Genomic DNA, 18,225 nt, shown 5'->3' with positions numbered 1-18,225 from the left:
GAACTTTCGTTCCAGTCTTTGTTCTGTCTATTGATGCTGATTTGCTGTGAAGTCAAATGGTTAAGGCAGCCGCAGAAAAACAAAAATACTTGAAATACCGGTTGCCATCAAAAGAAGGGCAACAAAACGGCCGATGATAGCAGACGACAGCAGAGGCTGTCCAAGCAGAATAAGTCCTAAAAGACAGGCGAAAATACCGCTGATCAGAAGACGTCTGGTATCAGGAAATCCTATCTTTTTAAGACGATAGGCAGAAATCAGACGCAGGATACCAATGACCAAAATCCAGTAAGCAGCAATGGTGACAACTGCTGTTGTCAGTGAAAAAATGGAGGACGTTAAGAGGATAAAACCAAAGATAATGGAAATAATACTCTGCAGCAAATTCCAAATATTACGTTCTTCCCCTGATTTTGACATATAATCAATAAAACCGGTGATCCCTACGAAGAAAATGACCAGTGCCAGCAGCCAGCCGATTGAAGCTGTTACAACCAGTGGATTAGCAAAAATCCAAAAACCGATTAAGAGTGTTAAAACTCCTGAAGTAAGCGTAAACCATTTCATATGAAAAACTCCTTAAAGCGTTTATTCTTAATTGTATAAAATAGGAGACGTCTTGTCAAAAATCTGTGATTATTAAAATCGTTCGGCTGTCAGGTGGGATATTTTAGCGGAACATGAGGCTAAAAAGGCATAAATTTCATGTGATGTTAGATTATATAACATAAAAAGCTGATTTTTTCAAAAAAATAGCAAAAAAGACTTGACAAGAAAATTCAGAAAATTTATAATATTTTACGTAATAAAAATTACCAAACTCAATTTCGGAGGAATGCATTATGACGACAGGTAAAGAATACGTTGCCAGCGTATTTGAAAAAGTTAAGGCGCAAAACGGACACGAAGCAGAGTTTCTTCAGGCAGTTGAAGAAGTCTTTGAATCTCTGGTGCCGGTTTTTGATAAATACCCACAATATATCGAGGAAAATCTTTTGGAACGTTTGGCAGAACCCGAACGCATCGTATCTTTCCGTGTACCATGGGTTGATGACAAAGGGAAGGTTCAAGTTAACCGCGGTTTCCGTGTACAGTTCTCATCAGCTATCGGACCATACAAAGGCGGACTTCGTTTCCACCCATCTGTAAACCAATCTATCGTTAAATTCCTTGGTTTCGAGCAAATCTTTAAAAATTCACTGACCGGTCAGCCGATCGGCGGTGGTAAAGGTGGGTCAAACTTCGACCCTAAAGGCAAATCAGACAATGAAATCATGCGCTTCTGCCAAAGCTTTATGACTGAACTCAGCAAGCATATCGGTGCAGATACAGACGTTCCTGCCGGTGATATCGGTGTCGGCGGACGCGAAATTGGCTACCTCTACGGTCAATACAAACGCCTTCGCAACGAATACACCGGTGTTTTGACCGGTAAAGGCCTCACTTGGGGCGGCTCGCTTGCCCGTACCGAAGCAACCGGTTATGGTGCTGTTTACTTTGCAGAACAAATGCTTAAAGCGCGCGGCGAAGATTTCGCTGGTAAAACAGCTCTTGTGTCAGGTGCAGGTAACGTTGCCATCTATGCTTGTGAAAAATTAGAAGCTCTTGGTGCTAAAGCCGTTACGGTGTCAGATTCATCTGGCTATGTTTACGATCCGGACGGCATTGATGTTGCGCTCTTGAAAGAAATCAAAGAAGTAAAACGCGAACGTATCGTTAAGTATGCAGAAGCTCGTCCGAATGCTGCATTTACAGCAGCAGGCCAAGGTTCTGTCTGGGACGTTAAAGCCGATCTTGCTTTCCCATGTGCGACTCAAAACGAAATTAACGAAGAACAAGCTAAAACACTTGTGGCTAACGGTGTGATTGCTGTTTCTGAAGGTGCCAACATGCCTTCAACACTTGAAGCAATTGACGTCTTTCTTAAAAACGGTGTTTCATTTGGTCCGGCTAAGGCTGCCAATGCCGGCGGTGTAGCTGTATCAGCTCTTGAAATGACTCAAAACAGCGGCCGTACTTCTTGGTCATTTGAAGAAGTTGACGCTAAGCTTTACGATATCATGAAAGGTATCTACGAAAATTCAGCAGCAGCAGCTAAAGAATTCGGCCAAGAAGGCAATCTCGTTGTCGGTGCCAACATTGCTGGTTTCCTTAAGGTGGCCGAAGCAATGTCAGCACAAGGTATCGTCTAAGGGATTGACAGTTGCTTTTAAGTTTAGCAGCTGTTGGCTGAGCATTTTAAATCTGACCTCCCAATAAAATGTAAGGAAGTCCATAATAGGGCTTCCTTTTTGCATTTTATCAGCTAAAAATGCAACTTAACCGGCTTTGGCTTTATGTTGCTTAAATTTCTGCTATAATAATCGCAAAGGAGAAAAGCAGTGAAGTTACGATTAGAACATATTTCCGATGGTCAAGAAGAAGTTATCGTGCGTTACCGACAAATGACTCCCACTGTTCAGGCCATCAGTGATTTAGTCTCTCAAGGGCGTGAGAAAATTCTCGGCAGAAGTGAGCAGGGTGAACGTTACCTCTTATTGGATGATATTTTGTATTTTGAGAGTATTGACAGTAAAACCTTTGCCTATACGCAAAAAGATGTCTATCAAGTCGCCTACAGTCTCAAAGACTTAGTCAGCACTTATGCTTTTAAAGGCTTCTTTCGCTGTGCTAAGGCCATGGTGCTCAACCTTTACCGGATTCAGTATTTCAGCAGCCAGTCCTTTGGCCGGATCGAAGCCACTCTGGACAATGGTGAACGTGTCCTTATCTCACGTAAATACGCCAATAAACTCAGACAGGTCTTGCAGGAGGGAATTAAAGATGAAGACTAAGCGGTGGGAACGTTTCTTAAGTCAGGAAATTGCCAATGAATATAAGACAGCTATCTATTGTTTTTGTGTTTATTTTTTCTATGCTGTTTACCAGCTTTTGCAGGGAAGAACAACAGCCAATATCTATTATTTAATCGAAATGGTTATTGCAGCCTATGTTATCACTCAGATTCAGGTTTTTCTGTTTAAAAACTTTGATGAAGCTGATAGGTTAGCAGGGAGAGAACTGTTAGGCTTAATCGTTTGTTCCTGCCTCTATGGCCTTATTGGGCAATGGCTGAGCTGGTTTGATGGCAATCTTCTGGCAGCTGCTTGCTTTGTCATCTATGTGATTCTGGAATACCTGACTATTTTTATTGCCAATAAAATCAAGCGCCATATTGACAGCAAGAACCTTAATCAGCTTTTGGATACTTACAAACAAGGAAAGGAAACTCATCATGACTGAAACGGTAATTGATATTCAGCATCTGAAAAAATACTATGGCAAGCATATGGGTGCAGAAGATGTGACCTTGTCTGTTAAAAAGGGTGAAATCTTTGGTTTTCTAGGTTCCAATGGTGCCGGCAAGTCGACGACTATTCGCTGTCTGTTGGGATTGATCCGAGCAAGCGAAGGTAAGATGACCCTCTTTGGCGGTAAATACGGGACTTTAGTAAAAAATCTCAAACATATCGGCTACATGCCATCGGAAGCCATGTTTTACCCTAATATGAAAGTCAAAGAAGTCATTGCTTTTGCGGCTAAATCCAGAAAAAAAGACTGTTCGCAAGAAGCGGACAGGCTCTGTCGGCTTTTAGAGGTACCGCTGGAGAAGAAAATCGAGGATCTGTCTCTGGGCAATCGGAAAAAAGTAGGGATTGTCTGTGCTCTTCAGCATCAGCCGGAACTGCTCATCTTAGATGAGCCGACCTCAGGCCTTGATCCGCTCATGCAGGAACGTTTCTTTAGTTTGGTTAAAGAAGCCTGCGCAGCTGGCAGCACGTGTTTTCTGTCGTCTCATGTCCTGTCTGACATCAAAAATTACTGCGACCGCGCAGCTATTATCAAGGACGGAAAAATCCTTAAAATTGATACAATTGAAAACCTGACACACAGTCAGTCCAAGCGCGTGACGGTCTGGAAGGATAATAAGCAAGAATCCTTTACGTTTACAGGTTCCAGCAGCGAACTGTTAGAACGTCTGATGGACATACAGGCAGATGATTTTCTGGTTGAAGAACCGCCGCTGGAAGACCTCTTTTTGCAGTATTATGAGGAGGACACTAAATGACCTTATTAAAACATGAATTAAACCTGACTGTCAAAAGTCTGCTCATTTGGTCTTTGGCAGTAGGAGCGGTTTGCTGGGGCTGCATTGTCTTATACAAAAGTGTGGAAGATCAGCTGGCAGATACAGCAGCTCTTTATGCTAATATGGGAGAGATGACCAAGGCTTTGGGGATGGATAAGGTAAGTATTGCTACCTTAGACGGCTATTTTGCGACCGAGATTGTTTTGATGTTCGGACTTGGAGCAGGGATGTTTGCGGCTATGATGGGAGCAAGCAGTCTGTCAAAGGAAGAAGAAGGGCACACGAGTGAATTTCTCTACACGCTCCCTTTTGGACGCCTGAATATCCTGATGTGGAAGTATATCAGTCTGATTCTTATGCTGCTGATATTTAATCTGATCGTTATAGGACTGGAAGCATTTGGTATCTGGCAGATTGATTTGGACTTTTCTTATGATCTCTTTCTCAGGTATCACGCCTTAGCCTTTTTGCTGCAGATTGAAATTGCCAGCCTGGCTTTCTTAGTTTCTGCTTTCAGCCGTAAAAAACAAATTGGTCTCTCACTCGGGCTGGTTTTGCTGCTCTATGTCATGGATATGATGTGCCGCATTGTACCGGATATCGAATTTCTCAAATACCTGACACCCTACTATTTTGCTAACGGTGCAGATGTCTTCAGTCAGGTCAAATTACAGCCGGCCTATTTAGCTCTTGCTGGAGCTGTCATTGCAATTAGCTTGATTGTCAGCGCAGCTTATTATCAAAGGAAGGATTTGAGTGCCTAGGCAGGCTCTCAGAGGTTACCTTTCTTCTTGCTTTCGTTTCTCCTCTTTTTTGGTAATACCGTGATGTTTCGGCTCGTCTTTTCGCATGTAGTCTAGTTCGAAAGTGTGAGCTTTAGCGATGGCCTGTTCTAGGGAGTCTTTAAACTTTTCCTTATCTTTAGCCCGATAGTAGAAATTGGCTGATACAATATTGTCTCCGACTTGAAACAGGTAGATACTTTCGATAACTTCACCGTCAGCATAAGGTATAGTTTGCTGATAGGCATAGACTGTTCGGCCATGAATGGTGACAGGTGCATAGGTAATAAATCCATTTACTAAGTTATGAGAATTAGCGACATTATCGATACTTCTGTTAAATCGCATCTGTTCCTGTCTCTTTAATTCCTGGGCAAAGGCATACTGGGACTTGTTTATTTTAGCAAATTTTTTCCCCTCCTTTGAAGCTGCATAGTCTTTGACAGAGCTATATGTTCTTTTAAAATTTACGATGATTTTAAAATAGGCGAAAGCGCCTGAATTCCCTTTATGATTGAGAATAAGCATGTATTTTCCGGAGTTGCCGGTAGGCGCCTGCCGATCTTTATAGGTCTGCTCCCAATTTTCAGGAATCGAAACAGCAACATCAGTGCCCGGAAGCCAAGATTCATTTGCTTTTAATTCCTGCGGTTTCCTCTTTTGATAGCTGTCAGCCCAGTTCAGCAGTTGGGTATTTTCCTGCCGGTCGGAAAGCGTCTGCGTGCCAGAATTCATAGCCTTTCGATAAGCTTTCTCATTAAAGAAGAGGGGGTCCTGATACCTTTTCACAGCGACCAGGTAGTCCATTTCTGCTTCTGTATAGGGAAGGTGCTTGTTCATTAAAGCTCCATAGTAGGCTGGATAATCATTTTGGCGCCTTAATTTAAACACTTCGTAGCCACCTGCAAACAGTACAGCTATCAGCGCTATCCCTAAAATGATAAGAATGATGCGTCCGACTTTAGATTTAATAAATGTTTTCATAGGAGTCTCCTTTTTAGATTGGCAACTAACAGTTTTATGGCAGTTGATGGAAATAGTCACTTTCGGCGGAAGGAGTGCCATTAACTTAGAAAGCGCTTTCTTTGTTAGTTTAAGTATAGCATAAAACGCTGCAAATGGGGATGTTAAACGAAAAATAGAGGATCAGAATTTGGGAATATGCTAAAGAAATGCAAAAAAACACTTAGAATCACTGTTACATAGCGTGATTTTAAGTGTTTTTTCTGAGGTGAAATCGAAAATTGCCTGCTTTAGCTTTTATTTGTTCCTGAAGGCAAAGTAGCCAATGATCCAAAAGACAGGATCAAAACAAGGCACTGTTATTGCCGTAATTGAAAAGACAGGCTGGCAGGCTGCTGTCTGAAAGATTAACTTTGCAGGCTGAGATTTAAAGTTCCAAAAAAAGCAGAGCAGAATCAAATTTTGGAAATAGATTTTGCTCTGTTTTTTGATTTTAACGGTTGTCGATGGTTTCGGGATAGAGATCGTGATTCATCAAGCGGTAGTGGGCCATTTCTTCATACTTACTGTTTGGGCGGCCGTAATTATAATAAGGGTCAATCGAAATACCGCCGCGCGGTGTGAACTTGCCCCAAACTTCGAGATAGCGCGGCTGCAGCAGTTCAACCAAGTCTTTGCCGATGGTATTGATGCAGTTTTCGTGAAAATCTCCGTGGTTGCGATAGCTGAAAAGATAGAGTTTGAGTGACTTGGATTCAACGCACTTTTCATCAGGGATATAAGACAGATAAATAGTGGCGAAATCAGGCTGCCCAGTTATGGGACACAGCGATGTAAATTCCGGGCAGTTGAACTTAATAAAGTAGTCATTGTCCTTGTGACGGTTGTCAAAGGCTTCTAAAATTTCAGGGCTATAAGTAAAGTTATAATTGTTTTCCTGGTTTCCTAAAAGAGTTAAGTCTTTCATTTCTTCTGTTTGTGACATGTTTTTACCCTTCTAATTTAAACGCCGCGCTGATTATCGTAAATTAATGTATGGAGCTGCGGCAGTACTCGGACATTGCCCCAGGAGTCATCCTGAGCAATGCGTTCCCATAAATCTTTGAGCCGCATCAGCTGATGCTGAACAATGTCGCCGGAAGCTTTAGGTTCAGGGTTACCGGCTGATAGATATAAAACATCGGGCTGATAGCGTTTTTGAATCATTTTAGCGAAATCCAGATCAAGCTCATCAAAGATGGGAATTTTATAGGTGACTTTTTGTGGGTCTAATTGTGAGACAATAAAGTCCAATGTTTCAAAATTGACCTCCATTTTGCTGGAGGGAGGCTTGGGACTTAAGGTTACTTGGTCAATGTCCTTTAGCCAGTTTTGCCAGCGTGAGCCTTGTGTTTCAACAGCCAGTGTCACCTGATGGTCTTTTAATTTGGCCACGAGTTCTGCCATATTAGCTGCCAAAAGACAAGGGTTGCCGCCCGAGAGTGTGACATAATCATAGTGTCCTAATTTGTCCAGTTCCTCAATGACCTGGTCGCTCGTCATCATGGTTGGTTTTTCAGAACCGTCCCAAGTAAAGGCAGAATCGCACCAATCGCAGTGATAGTCACAGCCGCCTGTTCGTACAAACATGGTTTTTTGGCCGATTGCCCGGCCTTCTCCCTGAAAGGTGGGACCAAAAATTTCAAGAATCGGCAATTTTAAAAGGCGCTGTTTTTTCATGCTTCAAACTCCCATTCCCTTTTAAATTCCGCATAGGCAGAAGGCGTTTCATACAGACGGACAGCCTCCATCTGCAGGCCTCGTTCCTTGGGTAAGGCAGCTTCAAAGGTTTTATAAATCCAGTAAACCATATTTTCAGCTGTTGTATTCATATATGGCAGGCTTTCATTGAGGTAGGCGTGATCCAGATAAGGTTCCAGCAGCTCTTTGTAAATACTCTTGATATTGCCAAAATCGTACACCATACCCTTGTCATCTAAAAATCCGCTGACAGCAATCTGCAAGCGATAGGTGTGGCCATGCAGGGCTTTGCACTTTCCTTCATAATTGAAAAGGTGGTGAGCGGCATCAAAGGTGAATTCTTTCGATACCAGCACACGTCTGGGGCAGTATATCAGAGACTGTCCGGTTTCTTTTTTGATTTCTTTTGGTGCAGCAAACATTAGTTTTTCTCCTTTTGAGCAAGATACTTATCCAATCCTGCTTGGCGCAGATGGCAGGCAGGGCATTCTCCGCAGCCTTTGCCGCGGATGCCATTGTAGCAAGTCAGTGTTTTCTCGCGGACATAGTCGAATTGACCGAGACTGTCTGCCAAAGCCCATGTTTCAGCCTTATCCAGCCACATTAGGGGTGTTTGAATGACAAATTCATAATCCATGGCAAGGTTTAAAGTGACATTAAGTGATTTGACAAAGACATCGCGGCAGTCCGGGTAACCCGAAAAGTCTGTCTGGCAGACACCTGTCACCAGATCGGTAATGCCCAGCTGTTTGGCGAGGACAGCAGCAAATGAAAGAAAAAGGTGATTTCTGCCATCAACAAAGGTGTTGGGCATCTCGCCGTTTTTGCTTTCAATCGCTATGTCAGATGTCAAAGCATTGTCTGTTATCTGCCCCAGTAAGGACATATCGAGCACATGGTGTTTGACACCTTGTTCAGCAGCAATTTCTTTGGCAACTGCTAATTCCTGACTGTGCCGCTGACCGTAGGAAAAAGTTACTGTTTCAACGTGTTCATAGTGCTTCAGAGCCCAAAAAAGGCAGGTAGTTGAGTCTTGGCCGCCGCTGAAAACGACGAGAGCTGATTGACGTTTCATAAAATCCTCTTTTCTTTTGATGCAGAGAAAAAGGCCCTTACCCTAAAGGTAAAAGCCTGTATAGTCTTTAATCGACTGGTTTTTTTTACAGATGGCTTTTCCCAAACATCCTTATTAAATTCTTTCATATCTTAACACGAAGACTGGTAAAAATCAAGACCTGTTTTTGGACTGAGTAAATCGGCTGCAATAAGCACTGATTTTCAGTTTTGAGCCGGGCATTATGGCAGACAGTACAGGACAAGCTGAGCAGAATAAGACGCCTCCATCTTAGCGTTTGTCTGTTCTCAAAAAGCGATAAATTTTTTCCGGTAGAAAATAATATGTCAAAATAGTTCTCATGAAGACTTTTTTGTTGACAATTATAATTAAAGTATTATAATAATTCCCATGAGAACTATTAAGGGAATTTTCAGAAAAAGTGAGGTGTTTTTCATGAAAGAACCCTTCGGTTTGTTCAAAAATTTTATCAATACAATGGAAACAGCAGTTCAGGAAATGGCTAAGGAAAACGGCGTTGAACACTTGGCCGGACCGCAAGGACGCACAGTCATCTATCTGTTTAAAAATCGCGATAAGGAAATTTTTATCAAAGATATTGAGGAAAAACTGCAGATTTCAAAGTCTGTTGCCAGCAATCTTATCAAACGCATGGCTAAAAACGGCTTTATCTCAATCATTCCTTCGCGAAAAGATAAACGCTGTAAGCAGATTGTGCTGACGCCTTTAGGTCTTGAAAAGGCTGAGGATATTATTGCCTTCCACCAAAAGATTCATGAGCAGCTGCTAAAAGGTATTGATAAAGCCGATCTTGAGACGGCTCACAGAGTTTTTGAGCAAATTAAAAAAAATTTAGAAAAGTAGGAGCAACTGATGTTTAAAATTTTTAAACGATTAAGTGCCAAGGAATGGGGAATGATTCTCCTTAGTACGGTCTTTATTTGTCTGGCTGTCTGGATGGATTTAAAAACACCGGAATATATGTCAAAGATTACGGCCCTGCTGCAGACAAAAGGAACGACGACTTCGGATATCATGAAGCCGGGATCAAAAATGCTCATGTTCTCCTTTGGCAGTTTTTTAATGGCAGTTTTTGTCGGCTTTTTAGCAGCAAGAACAGCTGCCAGCTTTACAACACGCCTGCGTTCAGATATTTTTAATCAGGTGATGGATTATTCGGATGCTGAAATTAAGAAATTTTCCATTCCGAGCCTTCTGACGAGGACAACCAATGACTTAACTCAGCTGCAAATCATGATTACCATGGGAATGCAGGTAGTAACTCGCGGTCCTATCATGGCTGTCTGGGCACTGACTAAAATTTGGGGCAAGAGCGATGAGTGGACCGGTGCGGTCGGAGTGGCTGTGCTGATTGTTTTGCTGCTGCTGTCTGTCTTGATGTTTGTAGCCTTTCCAAAGCAGCGTAAGGTACAAGGCCTGACGGATGCTCTCAACTCAACGACTCGTGAGTCTCTGAGCGGTGTTCGTGTTGTACGTGCTTATAATGCGGAAGATTATCAGGAAAATAAATTTAAAGAAGAAAATAAAAGCCTGACCAAACTCAATTTATTTGTTTACAGACTCATGTCACTGATGAATCCGGTCATGACAGTTGTCTCAAGCGGTTTAACACTGGCTATTTATTGGATCGGCTCTTATTTGATTGATGATATTAACATTCCAAGAACCAGCATGCCTGCTGCGGCAGCAGCGGTTAAGGACCGGATAGATGTTTTCAGTGATATGGTTGTTTTCTCTTCTTATGCCATGCAGGTGGTCATCGGCTTTATGATGATGGTGGCCATCTTCATTATCCTGCCGCGGGCTCTTGTTTCTGCCAAACGGGTCAACGAAGTATTGGCGCTTGAGCCGTCTGTCCAGTTCAAGGAAAAATCTAAAGCAGATAACAGCCAAAAAGGAGAAATTGAATTTCACGATGTTTCTTTTCGTTACAGCAAGAATTCCCGTGCTGTCATAGAACATGTTTCCTTTAAAGCAAAAGCCGGGGAAACGGTAGCTTTCATTGGTTCAACTGGTTCCGGAAAATCAACTCTGATCAACTTGATTCCGCGTTTTTATGATGCGACAGAAGGCTGGATCAAGGTTGACGGTGTCAAGGTTCAGGACTACAGCCATGATGATTTAAATAAGAAAATCGGCTATATTCCGCAAAAAGCTGTGCTTTTCAGCGGCACGATCCGATCGAATATGGAATTTGGAGAGAGCAGCCAAACACCGCTTGATGACGCGAAAATGTGGGAAGCTTTGGAGCTGGCTCAAGCTAAGGACTTTGTTGAAAGCAAGGAAAAAGGACTTGATACAGAAGTTGCGCAAGGCGGAACGAATTTTTCCGGCGGACAAAAACAGCGTCTGGCAATCGCTCGAGCTCTTGCCCGTAAACCTGAAATCCTTATTTTTGACGATTCCTTCTCAGCACTTGATTATAAGACTGACAGAATCCTGCGTGCTGACCTGAGAAAGAAAACCAAGGATATGACCAAACTGATCGTTGCTCAGCGTATTTCAACCATTATGAATGCCGATCAAATTTTAGTTTTGGACCAAGGCAAGGTCGTCGCTCAGGGAACCCATAAAGAGCTGCTGGCCAATAATGACATTTATCAGGAAATAGCTTATTCACAATTATCTAAGGAGGAGTTGGAAAATGGACAATAAAAAGAAATCATTATTAAGCCAGATGGCTCCTTACCTTAAAGGCTATAAGGCTTTGTTTGTTCTGGCTGCTGCTTTTACGGTTGTATCCAGTACAATTACGGTTATCGGACCTGACCGTCTTAAGGAAATAACCGATACAATAACTGAGGGGCTTACAGGAAAGATTGATCTGGATAAAATTGCAGGAATCGCCTTTGCCCTAGCCTTGATGTATATAGGCGGAGCCCTGGTTTCCTATGCGGCAAGCTTTATTGTATCAACCTTGATCCAAGGTTTTTCTCAGCGTCTGCGCAATGCGATTGCAGATAAAATCAATAAAGTACCGCTCAAGTATTTTGACAGCCATTCCCAAGGGGATACCTTGTCCCGTGTGACCAATGATGTGGACTTGATGACCCAATCCTTTAACCAAAGTTTGGTTTCTATGGTCGCTGCTGTTGTCCTTCTCATTGGTTCCATCTTTATGATGATTAAGACAAACGGTTCTTTGGCCGCAACAGCTATTTTGTCTGTTTTTGCAGGCTTTGCCCTGTCCAGTGTCATCATAGCAAAAAGTCAGCCGCTCTTTAAACGTCAGCAAAAAAATCTGGCCAAAGTCAGCGGCTACGCTGAAGAAATTTATTCAGGCCACAATGTCGTTTCCAGTTACAATGCGCGCCAGCAAAGCAAACAGCAGTTTGAAGTCTTAAATAACCAGCTGTTTTCAAGTATGTGGAAGTCACAGTTTTTCTCAGGCGTGATGATGCCGCTCATGCAGTTCATTGGTAATTTTGGTTATGTTATGGTCTGTATTGTAGGAGCCCGCATGGCGCTAAATGGCGATGTGACCATGGGGACCATTGTTGCTTTTATGACCTATGTCCGCATTTTCACACAGCCTATTTCTCAGATTGCTCAGGGAATTACACAGCTCCAGTCGGCCAATGCTGCTATGGGACGTGTCTTTGAATTCTTGAGTGAAGATGAAATGGAAGCAGAAGACCACAAGAAAAGGCAGCTTGATACCGTTAAAGGAGATGTCACATTTGACAATGTCTTCTTTGGTTATCAGCCTGATAAAACGATTATCCATGATTTTTCAGCCCATGCAAAAGCTGGACAAAAAGTGGCTATTGTCGGACCGACAGGTGCCGGTAAAACAACCATTGTTAATTTGTTGATGCGCTTTTATGAAGTTGATAAGGGCCGCATTTCGATTGACGGTGTCAATGTGCATGACATGAAGCGTGAGGAAGTGCACGACGCCTTTGCCATGGTACTTCAGGATACCTGGCTGTTCGAAGGAACCGTCAAAGAAAACCTGATTTACAATCAGGAACATATTACAGATGAGCAGGTCCTTGCAGCAGCTAAAGCTGTCGGCGTTCACCACTTCATCAAAACACTGCCTGAGGGCTATGATACCGTCTTAGATGATTCGGTGACCTTGTCAGTCGGTCAAAAGCAGCTGCTGACCATTGCGCGGGCGCTGCTCAAAGATTCACCGCTCCTTATTCTGGACGAGGCAACCTCATCTGTGGATACCAGAACAGAAGAGCTGATTCAAAAAGCGATGGATAAACTGATGGAAGGCAGAACATCCTTTGTCATTGCCCACCGTCTCTCCACTATTCGCAATGCCGATCTTATTCTTGTTATGAAAGACGGCAACATTATCGAACAAGGCAATCACGACGAGCTGATGGCTCAAGATGGCTTCTATGCCGACCTTTACAACAGTCAATTCACAGAAGATGATGATGCGGCTTAAGATTAAAACCTAATTTAGCTAGGTTTCAGACTGAAGAAAAAGTCTATTTTCTCAAAAAGGAATATTTTGATATGATACTTTCCTTAGGTAGCACGGACGGTAGCGACTTCCTTCGGAATTCCATACCTAGATTTTGAGCCTAGGTCTCAAAATCTCCGAGAGGCCGAAACAGTGAGTTTCTGCCTCTTTTGCTACATCGGAAAGTATCGGGATAAGTTTCGTTCATTTCTATATCATCTTATAAAAATGAAAAGTAATATTATTCTATGATGAAATTTTAGAGAGAATTTAGTTTTGAGAGTTTGTCTACAACTTAAAACCTAGTTTATGCTAGGTTTTTTAATTTGTTTTAAAAAACAGCTTGCAATCTATTTTAATAGGGCTTATGATAATTTCATTGACGTCAATAATCATTAAAAATAAGTTGAGGTAATCGGATTATGATTGAAGTTTTTTCTCAAGTTGAGATTTTTTATCAAAGGCGTATCGGTGCCTATGGTATCAATAATTATAGCTTAATGGCAGAATTCAAAGAACTGCTCCGTCAAAACGGGCTGTTTAATCAAGATAGTGTTTTGTTTGGCATCGCTCTTGATGATCCTAATCAAATTTCTCAAGATAACTGCCGTTATGATGTCGGCTTCAAAACTGCTAATCGAAATATCTTGCCTGATTTACCAAGGCGTTACTTGGACGATGGAGCCTATCTCATTGTTGAGGTTGAACATACAGCTGCTGGGGTTGAGGAATTTTGGAATCATTTCGCTCAGCATATATTTCCTTATAAGCGTGATGAAACACGTCCAATTCTTGAGCGGTATCCTGTCCAAAAGGTTAAGCAAGGACTTTGTGAATTCTGTCTGCCGATTGTTGTCTAAGTATTATTTATAATCAAATGGTTAGATAAAAACTGAAAATTATTCTACAATAAGGACAAGAAAAAAGGAGGGCATGTTATGACAGTATTCAAAGGAAAACCGGTTACTTTGGCAGGGACTAAGCTGCAGGTCGGTGACACGGCACCGGATTTTGTTTTGACAGCTACAGATTTGTCTAAAAAAACATTGGCTGATTTCGCCGGCAAGAAAAAGGTTATCAGTGTTGTTCCGTCTATTGATACAGGGGTTTGCGATGCTCAGACGCGCCGTTTTAATCAAGAACTGTCAGATGCTGACAATACGGTTGTGATTACAGTATCTGTTGATTTGCCTTTTGCTCAAGCCCGCTGGTGCGGTGCTGCCGGTTTAGAAGATGCAGTGACACTTTCGGATTATTACGATCATTCATTTGGCAAGGCTTACGGGCTGTTGATCAATGAACTGCACTTGCTGGGACGGGCAGTCTTTGTTTTAGATGAGAACAATAACATTACCTATCTTGAGTATTTAGAAAACATGAGCAACCATCCCAATTACGAAGCAGCAGTAGCAGCTGTCAAGGCAATTAAATAAGCTAATAGAAAAGGCATAGCGACCGTCAAGAGAGTTGGATAATTGTATATTGAGCTTACCATTATTGTATGGTAAGTTTTTTTGTGCTGATGATGGCTTTATAAATCTTCTTTTGTTTATCGGGGCGTTGGACCGATTCTTTTTACTTTTTCTTTCATAAGTCTGCCTTCATTATGCTAAAAAATTTAAAATAATTGGATTGAATGTCATGAACGGTCCAAAATATGTCGTGAATGGGAAAAATGACTCTTGATTTCTCAATAAAATATCCATTCACGACCTATTTGATACCATTTACGACAATGACTACACAAAGAGATCAAAATAAGTTATACTATAGGTGTTTCTTGATCAAGGGATAAGATAAAAAACGAAATTTGTTTATTTCCATTGATATGAAAACTTCTTTTGGGAGATAAGGAGGAAAGATATGTTCGAGAAGAAAAGTCAGAAATTGAAGCTATGGAGACTTTTAACAGCTCAGCTGATTGCTGTTTGTCTGTTGATTATGGTTTTGACACAGGCCATTTTTAAGTCTCCTGTGCTTGTTCAGATTTGCTTTTTAATTATCACTCTATGTACGGCGGCGTTGAATTATTATTTTGTCAAAGAAATCAGAAAGGCTGCCCCAAAAGAAACTTCTGTTTCCGCCGTTGCTCATCAGCTCATTTTTGCTGCCGTCTTTTTGTTTTTAACCATTTTAAGCTGTTATAAGGCTATTCATGTAAAAGAAGGTTACAGCGTCATTATTTTTTCAGTCGTTGCCTTCGTCAGTTTTATCTTTTTTATCCTTTTGTTATGGGGAATAAAATACGCCAGACAGGCTCCGCAGTCTTCAAAAAAGTCTGACGATTAATCAATGATAGATTAAAGCTTGCCATTACTTGTATGGTGAGTTTTTTAGTGCTTGCTCCACCAAATCATATATCAAAAATTCAAAATTAGTTTTTTCGTCGAAGCGGTGTGAGGCATAAAAGCTATCTTCAATATGAGAAATTTTGAATCCCTTTTAGTAAAATAAGGATTCTTTAATCTTATATAGCTATAATGGGAACAAGTATATAAAAAGGATAACTTATGACAGAAGAAACAATTTATGGGAAATATGAAGTGTATTTATCCCGCATTTTAGAAGATCTGAGCCGGAAAATTCAAGCAGAGAATCAGCGTGCAAAGGCAGAATCTGGTTTTAAACTGTTTGAACATTTTCTTGCACGCATCAAAACCGATGACAGCATGTGGGAAAAATGCCAGCGCAAAAACCTTCCTCCGACGGCTGAATCAGCCCTAAAGAACATTCGAGATGCGATTGGCATTCGTATCATTTGTGGTTTTGTTGATGATATTTACAAAACTGTCGCTATCCTCAAAAAGATGGATGGTATCCGTGTCTACAATGAAAAAGATTATATCGATCAGGCTAAGCCCAATGGCTACCGCTCATATCATTTGATTTTGGAAGTGGAGACACCTTTTGAGGATTGTCAGGGTCAGCTGCCGGGCAAATATTTTGCGGAAGTTCAGCTAAGAACCATAGCCATGGATTCCTGGGCCAGTTTGGAACATCAAATGAAGTACAAGCATGCGATTAAAAATTCTGAACGTATTGCTAAAGAATTGAAACGCTGTGCGGATGAATTGGCTTCTTGCGATCTTTCCATGCAGACTATCCGAAATTTAATTGCAGAAAGTGGGGATTAAAATGTCTTTGAAAATTTTACTGGCAGAAGATGAAGAACAGCTGTCACGTGTTTATACAGTGGCTCTGAAAAGCCAGGGCTATCAGATTGATCAAGTTTATAACGGACAGGATGCTGTGAAAAAAGCACACGAAAATGTTTACGATGTCTTTATTTTGGACATCATGATGCCGGTCAAAACCGGTCTGGAAGCTCTGCGTGATATCCGTGCCGGCGGAAACAGCACTCACGCTGTTATGCTGACGGCCATGTCGGAAATAGAAGACAAGGTAGTCGGATTGGAAGCAGGTGCTGATGACTATTTGACAAAGCCTATTTCGCTCAAAGAACTTTTGGCCCGCATGGCTTCCTTAGAGCGCCGTTTGGATGGCTTTACTGATAAAGTCCTTACCTTTGGCAGTGTTAAACTTGATGTTGCCCAACAGGAAATGGCAGCCGGCAATTCTATCCGTTTAGCAGGAAAAGAATCCAAATTAATGGCCTTGTTTATGCTTAATCCCAACAAATCCTTATCTACTAAGGAAATTTTTCAGCATGTTTGGGCTAAAGATGATGATCCTGATGTTGATGATGGCTATGTCTTTATCTATATTTCCTATCTCAGGCAAAAATTGAAATCCATCAAAGCAAATCTTACTATTCTGGGGAAAGAACATGGAGATTTTACCCTGGTGGAAATAGCAGGTGATAGCTATGCTTCGTAAGATCAGATTTCGTTTTATTGTCATCTCCTCTCTTGCCATCCTGGGGATTTTACTGTCTTTTATCAGTATTTTCAACTCAGTTCACTATGTTCAAAATAAAGGCGAAATCGAATCTGTCCTGCGGATCCTGTCCAAAAACGGCGGTGAATTTCCTAAACCGGATGTTATTGATAAGGATCCGGAAGGAAGAAATCTGTCAGGAGCTGTTGTCAATCAGTATCACTATTATAGCTTCACGATAAACAATAAAAAGGAAATCATTTCTTTTAATTTACAGCATATTCCTGATGTCAATAAGGAGCAGCTGGCTGTTTATATGAAAGACATCAGTCTAAACAGTCAAAAAACAGGCTATTTTAAGAAGAATCAGCATTTTTATGCCTACAAAGTAAGCAATCTCAAAGAAAAGAATAAACAGCTGGTTGTCGTTTTAGATGCAACTCGTTTTGTTGATGACCGTTCAGATTTACTCACTCTTTCTGTCAGAATGTCATTTTACAGCCTCATTCTGTTTATTCTTATTGTTTCTGTTTTTTCGGGATTTGCGATTAAACCTTATGTTGAAAATTATGAGAAACAAAAACGTTTCATTACAAATGCCGGACATGAGTTAAAAACGCCTTTATCTATTATTTCCGCTAACAATGAATTACAGGAACTTATGACCGGCGAAACAGAATGGACTAAGAGCACCAAAGATCAAGTGCAGCGCCTGACCCGTTTAATCAATCAGCTGGTTACTCTGGCCAGATTAGAAGAGCAGCCGGATCTTGTTCTTGAGAGGGTTCATTTTTCAAAAATTGTGCAGGATGCAGCAGAAGCTTTTAAAGCTCCTGTTGTTAAGGATGGGAAAGCCTTTGAGATGGCTGTTGATCCTAATATCTATGTCAGAGCAGAGGAAAAGTCCTTATTTGAACTGGTTACTCTTTTAGTGGATAATGCTAACAAATACTGTGATGACGGCGGAAAAGTGAATGTGAAACTCAGCAAAACCAGCGGGCTTAAAAAGGCCAAGCTGGAGGTATCAAATACTTTTAAAGAAGGTGCAGGGATTGATTACAGCCGTTTCTTTGACCGCTTTTATCGGGAAGATGAATCTCACAATAATCAAACATCCGGTTATGGTATCGGACTGTCAATGGCACAGAGTATCGTCAGTATCTTTAAAGGAAAAATATCAGTTTCTTACAAGAATAAGGTCATTATCTTTAAGGTCGTACTCTAATTTAGACTGTTAACAAAAAGGGTTGGGACA

At 41.4% G+C, this 18,225-nt stretch carries 20 protein-coding genes; 14 read left to right on the top strand and 6 right to left on the bottom strand.

Going from position 1 to position 18,225, the window contains the following annotated elements:
• Positions 1-60 precede the first annotated feature (60 nt).
• Positions 61-567 carry an HdeD family acid-resistance protein gene (locus tag AC4HAN_RS00975; RefSeq protein ID WP_491090603.1) on the bottom strand — a complete coding sequence of 169 codons (507 nt, stop codon included), beginning with the start codon at positions 565-567 and terminating at the stop codon, positions 61-63.
• A 275-nt stretch (positions 568-842) separates the two neighbouring features.
• On the opposite strand from AC4HAN_RS00975, the gene gdhA reads away from it, so the two are divergent.
• The 5 genes from gdhA to AC4HAN_RS00950 all read left to right on the top strand — a co-directional run bounded on the left by gdhA (position 843) and on the right by AC4HAN_RS00950 (position 4,893).
• A complete protein-coding gene (gene gdhA / locus AC4HAN_RS00970) occupies positions 843-2,192 on the top strand; it encodes an NADP-specific glutamate dehydrogenase (protein WP_491090602.1) in 1,350 nt (449 codons plus the stop codon).
• A gap of 189 nt (positions 2,193-2,381) precedes the next feature.
• Positions 2,382-2,834: a LytTR family DNA-binding domain-containing protein gene (locus AC4HAN_RS00965; RefSeq protein WP_491090600.1), complete on the top strand. Its 453-nt coding sequence runs from the start codon at positions 2,382-2,384 to the stop codon at positions 2,832-2,834.
• A complete protein-coding gene (locus AC4HAN_RS00960) occupies positions 2,824-3,282 on the top strand; it encodes a DUF3021 domain-containing protein (RefSeq protein WP_491090599.1) in 459 nt (152 codons plus the stop codon). The genes AC4HAN_RS00965 and AC4HAN_RS00960 overlap by 11 nt, the downstream gene beginning before the upstream one ends.
• Positions 3,275-4,108, top strand: a complete 834-nt coding sequence (locus tag AC4HAN_RS00955) for an ABC transporter ATP-binding protein (RefSeq protein WP_491090598.1) — start codon at positions 3,275-3,277, stop codon at positions 4,106-4,108. The genes AC4HAN_RS00960 and AC4HAN_RS00955 overlap by 8 nt, the downstream gene beginning before the upstream one ends.
• Positions 4,105-4,893 carry an ABC transporter permease subunit gene (locus tag AC4HAN_RS00950; RefSeq protein WP_491090597.1) on the top strand — a complete coding sequence of 263 codons (789 nt, stop codon included), beginning with the start codon at positions 4,105-4,107 and terminating at the stop codon, positions 4,891-4,893. The genes AC4HAN_RS00955 and AC4HAN_RS00950 overlap by 4 nt, the downstream gene beginning before the upstream one ends.
• 15 nt (positions 4,894-4,908) lie before the next feature.
• Here AC4HAN_RS00950 and AC4HAN_RS00945 read toward each other — a convergent pair whose 3' ends face one another.
• From AC4HAN_RS00945 to queC, 5 genes are all read right to left on the bottom strand, one after another.
• Positions 4,909-5,895 (bottom strand): hypothetical protein, encoded by a 987-nt coding sequence (locus AC4HAN_RS00945; RefSeq protein WP_491090596.1) that lies wholly within the window; start codon positions 5,893-5,895, stop codon positions 4,909-4,911.
• A 472-nt stretch (positions 5,896-6,367) separates the two neighbouring features.
• Positions 6,368-6,859: a preQ(1) synthase gene (queF, locus tag AC4HAN_RS00940; RefSeq protein WP_491090594.1), complete on the bottom strand. Its 492-nt coding sequence runs from the start codon at positions 6,857-6,859 to the stop codon at positions 6,368-6,370.
• Positions 6,860-6,876: 17 nt separating this feature from the next.
• Entirely contained in the window at positions 6,877-7,593 is a 717-nt protein-coding gene (gene queE, locus AC4HAN_RS00935) for a 7-carboxy-7-deazaguanine synthase QueE (protein WP_491090593.1), read from the bottom strand.
• Complete coding sequence (gene queD, locus AC4HAN_RS00930) at positions 7,590-8,036, bottom strand: 6-carboxytetrahydropterin synthase QueD (RefSeq protein ID WP_491090592.1); 447 nt, start codon at positions 8,034-8,036, stop codon at positions 7,590-7,592. Before queD ends, queE begins: the two co-directional genes overlap by 4 nt.
• Positions 8,036-8,689, bottom strand: a complete 654-nt coding sequence (gene queC / locus AC4HAN_RS00925; protein ID WP_491090591.1) for a 7-cyano-7-deazaguanine synthase QueC — start codon at positions 8,687-8,689, stop codon at positions 8,036-8,038. The genes queD and queC overlap by 1 nt, the downstream gene beginning before the upstream one ends.
• 435 nt (positions 8,690-9,124) lie before the next feature.
• Here queC and AC4HAN_RS00920 point away from each other — a divergent pair, with 435 nt between their 5' ends.
• From AC4HAN_RS00920 to AC4HAN_RS00880, 9 genes are all read left to right on the top strand, one after another.
• On the top strand, positions 9,125-9,553 hold the full coding sequence (locus tag AC4HAN_RS00920) for a MarR family winged helix-turn-helix transcriptional regulator (protein WP_491090589.1): 429 nt from the start codon (positions 9,125-9,127) through the stop codon (positions 9,551-9,553).
• 9 nt (positions 9,554-9,562) lie between these two features.
• Entirely contained in the window at positions 9,563-11,365 is a 1,803-nt protein-coding gene (locus AC4HAN_RS00915) for an ABC transporter ATP-binding protein (RefSeq protein WP_491090587.1), read from the top strand.
• Positions 11,355-13,115 (top strand): ABC transporter ATP-binding protein, encoded by a 1,761-nt coding sequence (locus AC4HAN_RS00910; RefSeq protein ID WP_491090586.1) that lies wholly within the window; start codon positions 11,355-11,357, stop codon positions 13,113-13,115. The genes AC4HAN_RS00915 and AC4HAN_RS00910 overlap by 11 nt, the downstream gene beginning before the upstream one ends.
• 440 nt (positions 13,116-13,555) lie before the next feature.
• Positions 13,556-13,993 carry a GyrI-like domain-containing protein gene (locus tag AC4HAN_RS00905; RefSeq protein ID WP_491090584.1) on the top strand — a complete coding sequence of 146 codons (438 nt, stop codon included), beginning with the start codon at positions 13,556-13,558 and terminating at the stop codon, positions 13,991-13,993.
• Positions 13,994-14,071: 78 nt separating this feature from the next.
• Positions 14,072-14,566: a thiol peroxidase gene (tpx, locus tag AC4HAN_RS00900; protein WP_491090582.1), complete on the top strand. Its 495-nt coding sequence runs from the start codon at positions 14,072-14,074 to the stop codon at positions 14,564-14,566.
• 430 nt (positions 14,567-14,996) lie between these two features.
• Positions 14,997-15,422 carry a hypothetical protein gene (locus AC4HAN_RS00895; protein ID WP_491090581.1) on the top strand — a complete coding sequence of 142 codons (426 nt, stop codon included), beginning with the start codon at positions 14,997-14,999 and terminating at the stop codon, positions 15,420-15,422.
• A gap of 221 nt (positions 15,423-15,643) precedes the next feature.
• Positions 15,644-16,267, top strand: coding sequence for a GTP pyrophosphokinase (locus tag AC4HAN_RS00890; RefSeq protein ID WP_491090580.1), 624 nt, complete (start codon positions 15,644-15,646; stop codon positions 16,265-16,267).
• A gap of 1 nt (position 16,268) precedes the next feature.
• Positions 16,269-16,970, top strand: coding sequence for a response regulator transcription factor (locus AC4HAN_RS00885; protein WP_491090579.1), 702 nt, complete (start codon positions 16,269-16,271; stop codon positions 16,968-16,970).
• The gene (locus tag AC4HAN_RS00880; RefSeq protein WP_491090577.1) at positions 16,960-18,195 is read left to right on the top strand and encodes a sensor histidine kinase; all 1,236 of its coding nucleotides are present in this window, start codon (positions 16,960-16,962) and stop codon (positions 18,193-18,195) included. The genes AC4HAN_RS00885 and AC4HAN_RS00880 overlap by 11 nt, the downstream gene beginning before the upstream one ends.
• The last annotated feature ends 30 nt before the right edge of the window (positions 18,196-18,225 follow it).

Source organism: Streptococcus sp. ELY_86, assembly GCF_058314495.1.
Note: the sequence above shows the minus strand (reverse complement) of the source record. Positions and strands in the feature narration are given on the sequence as shown.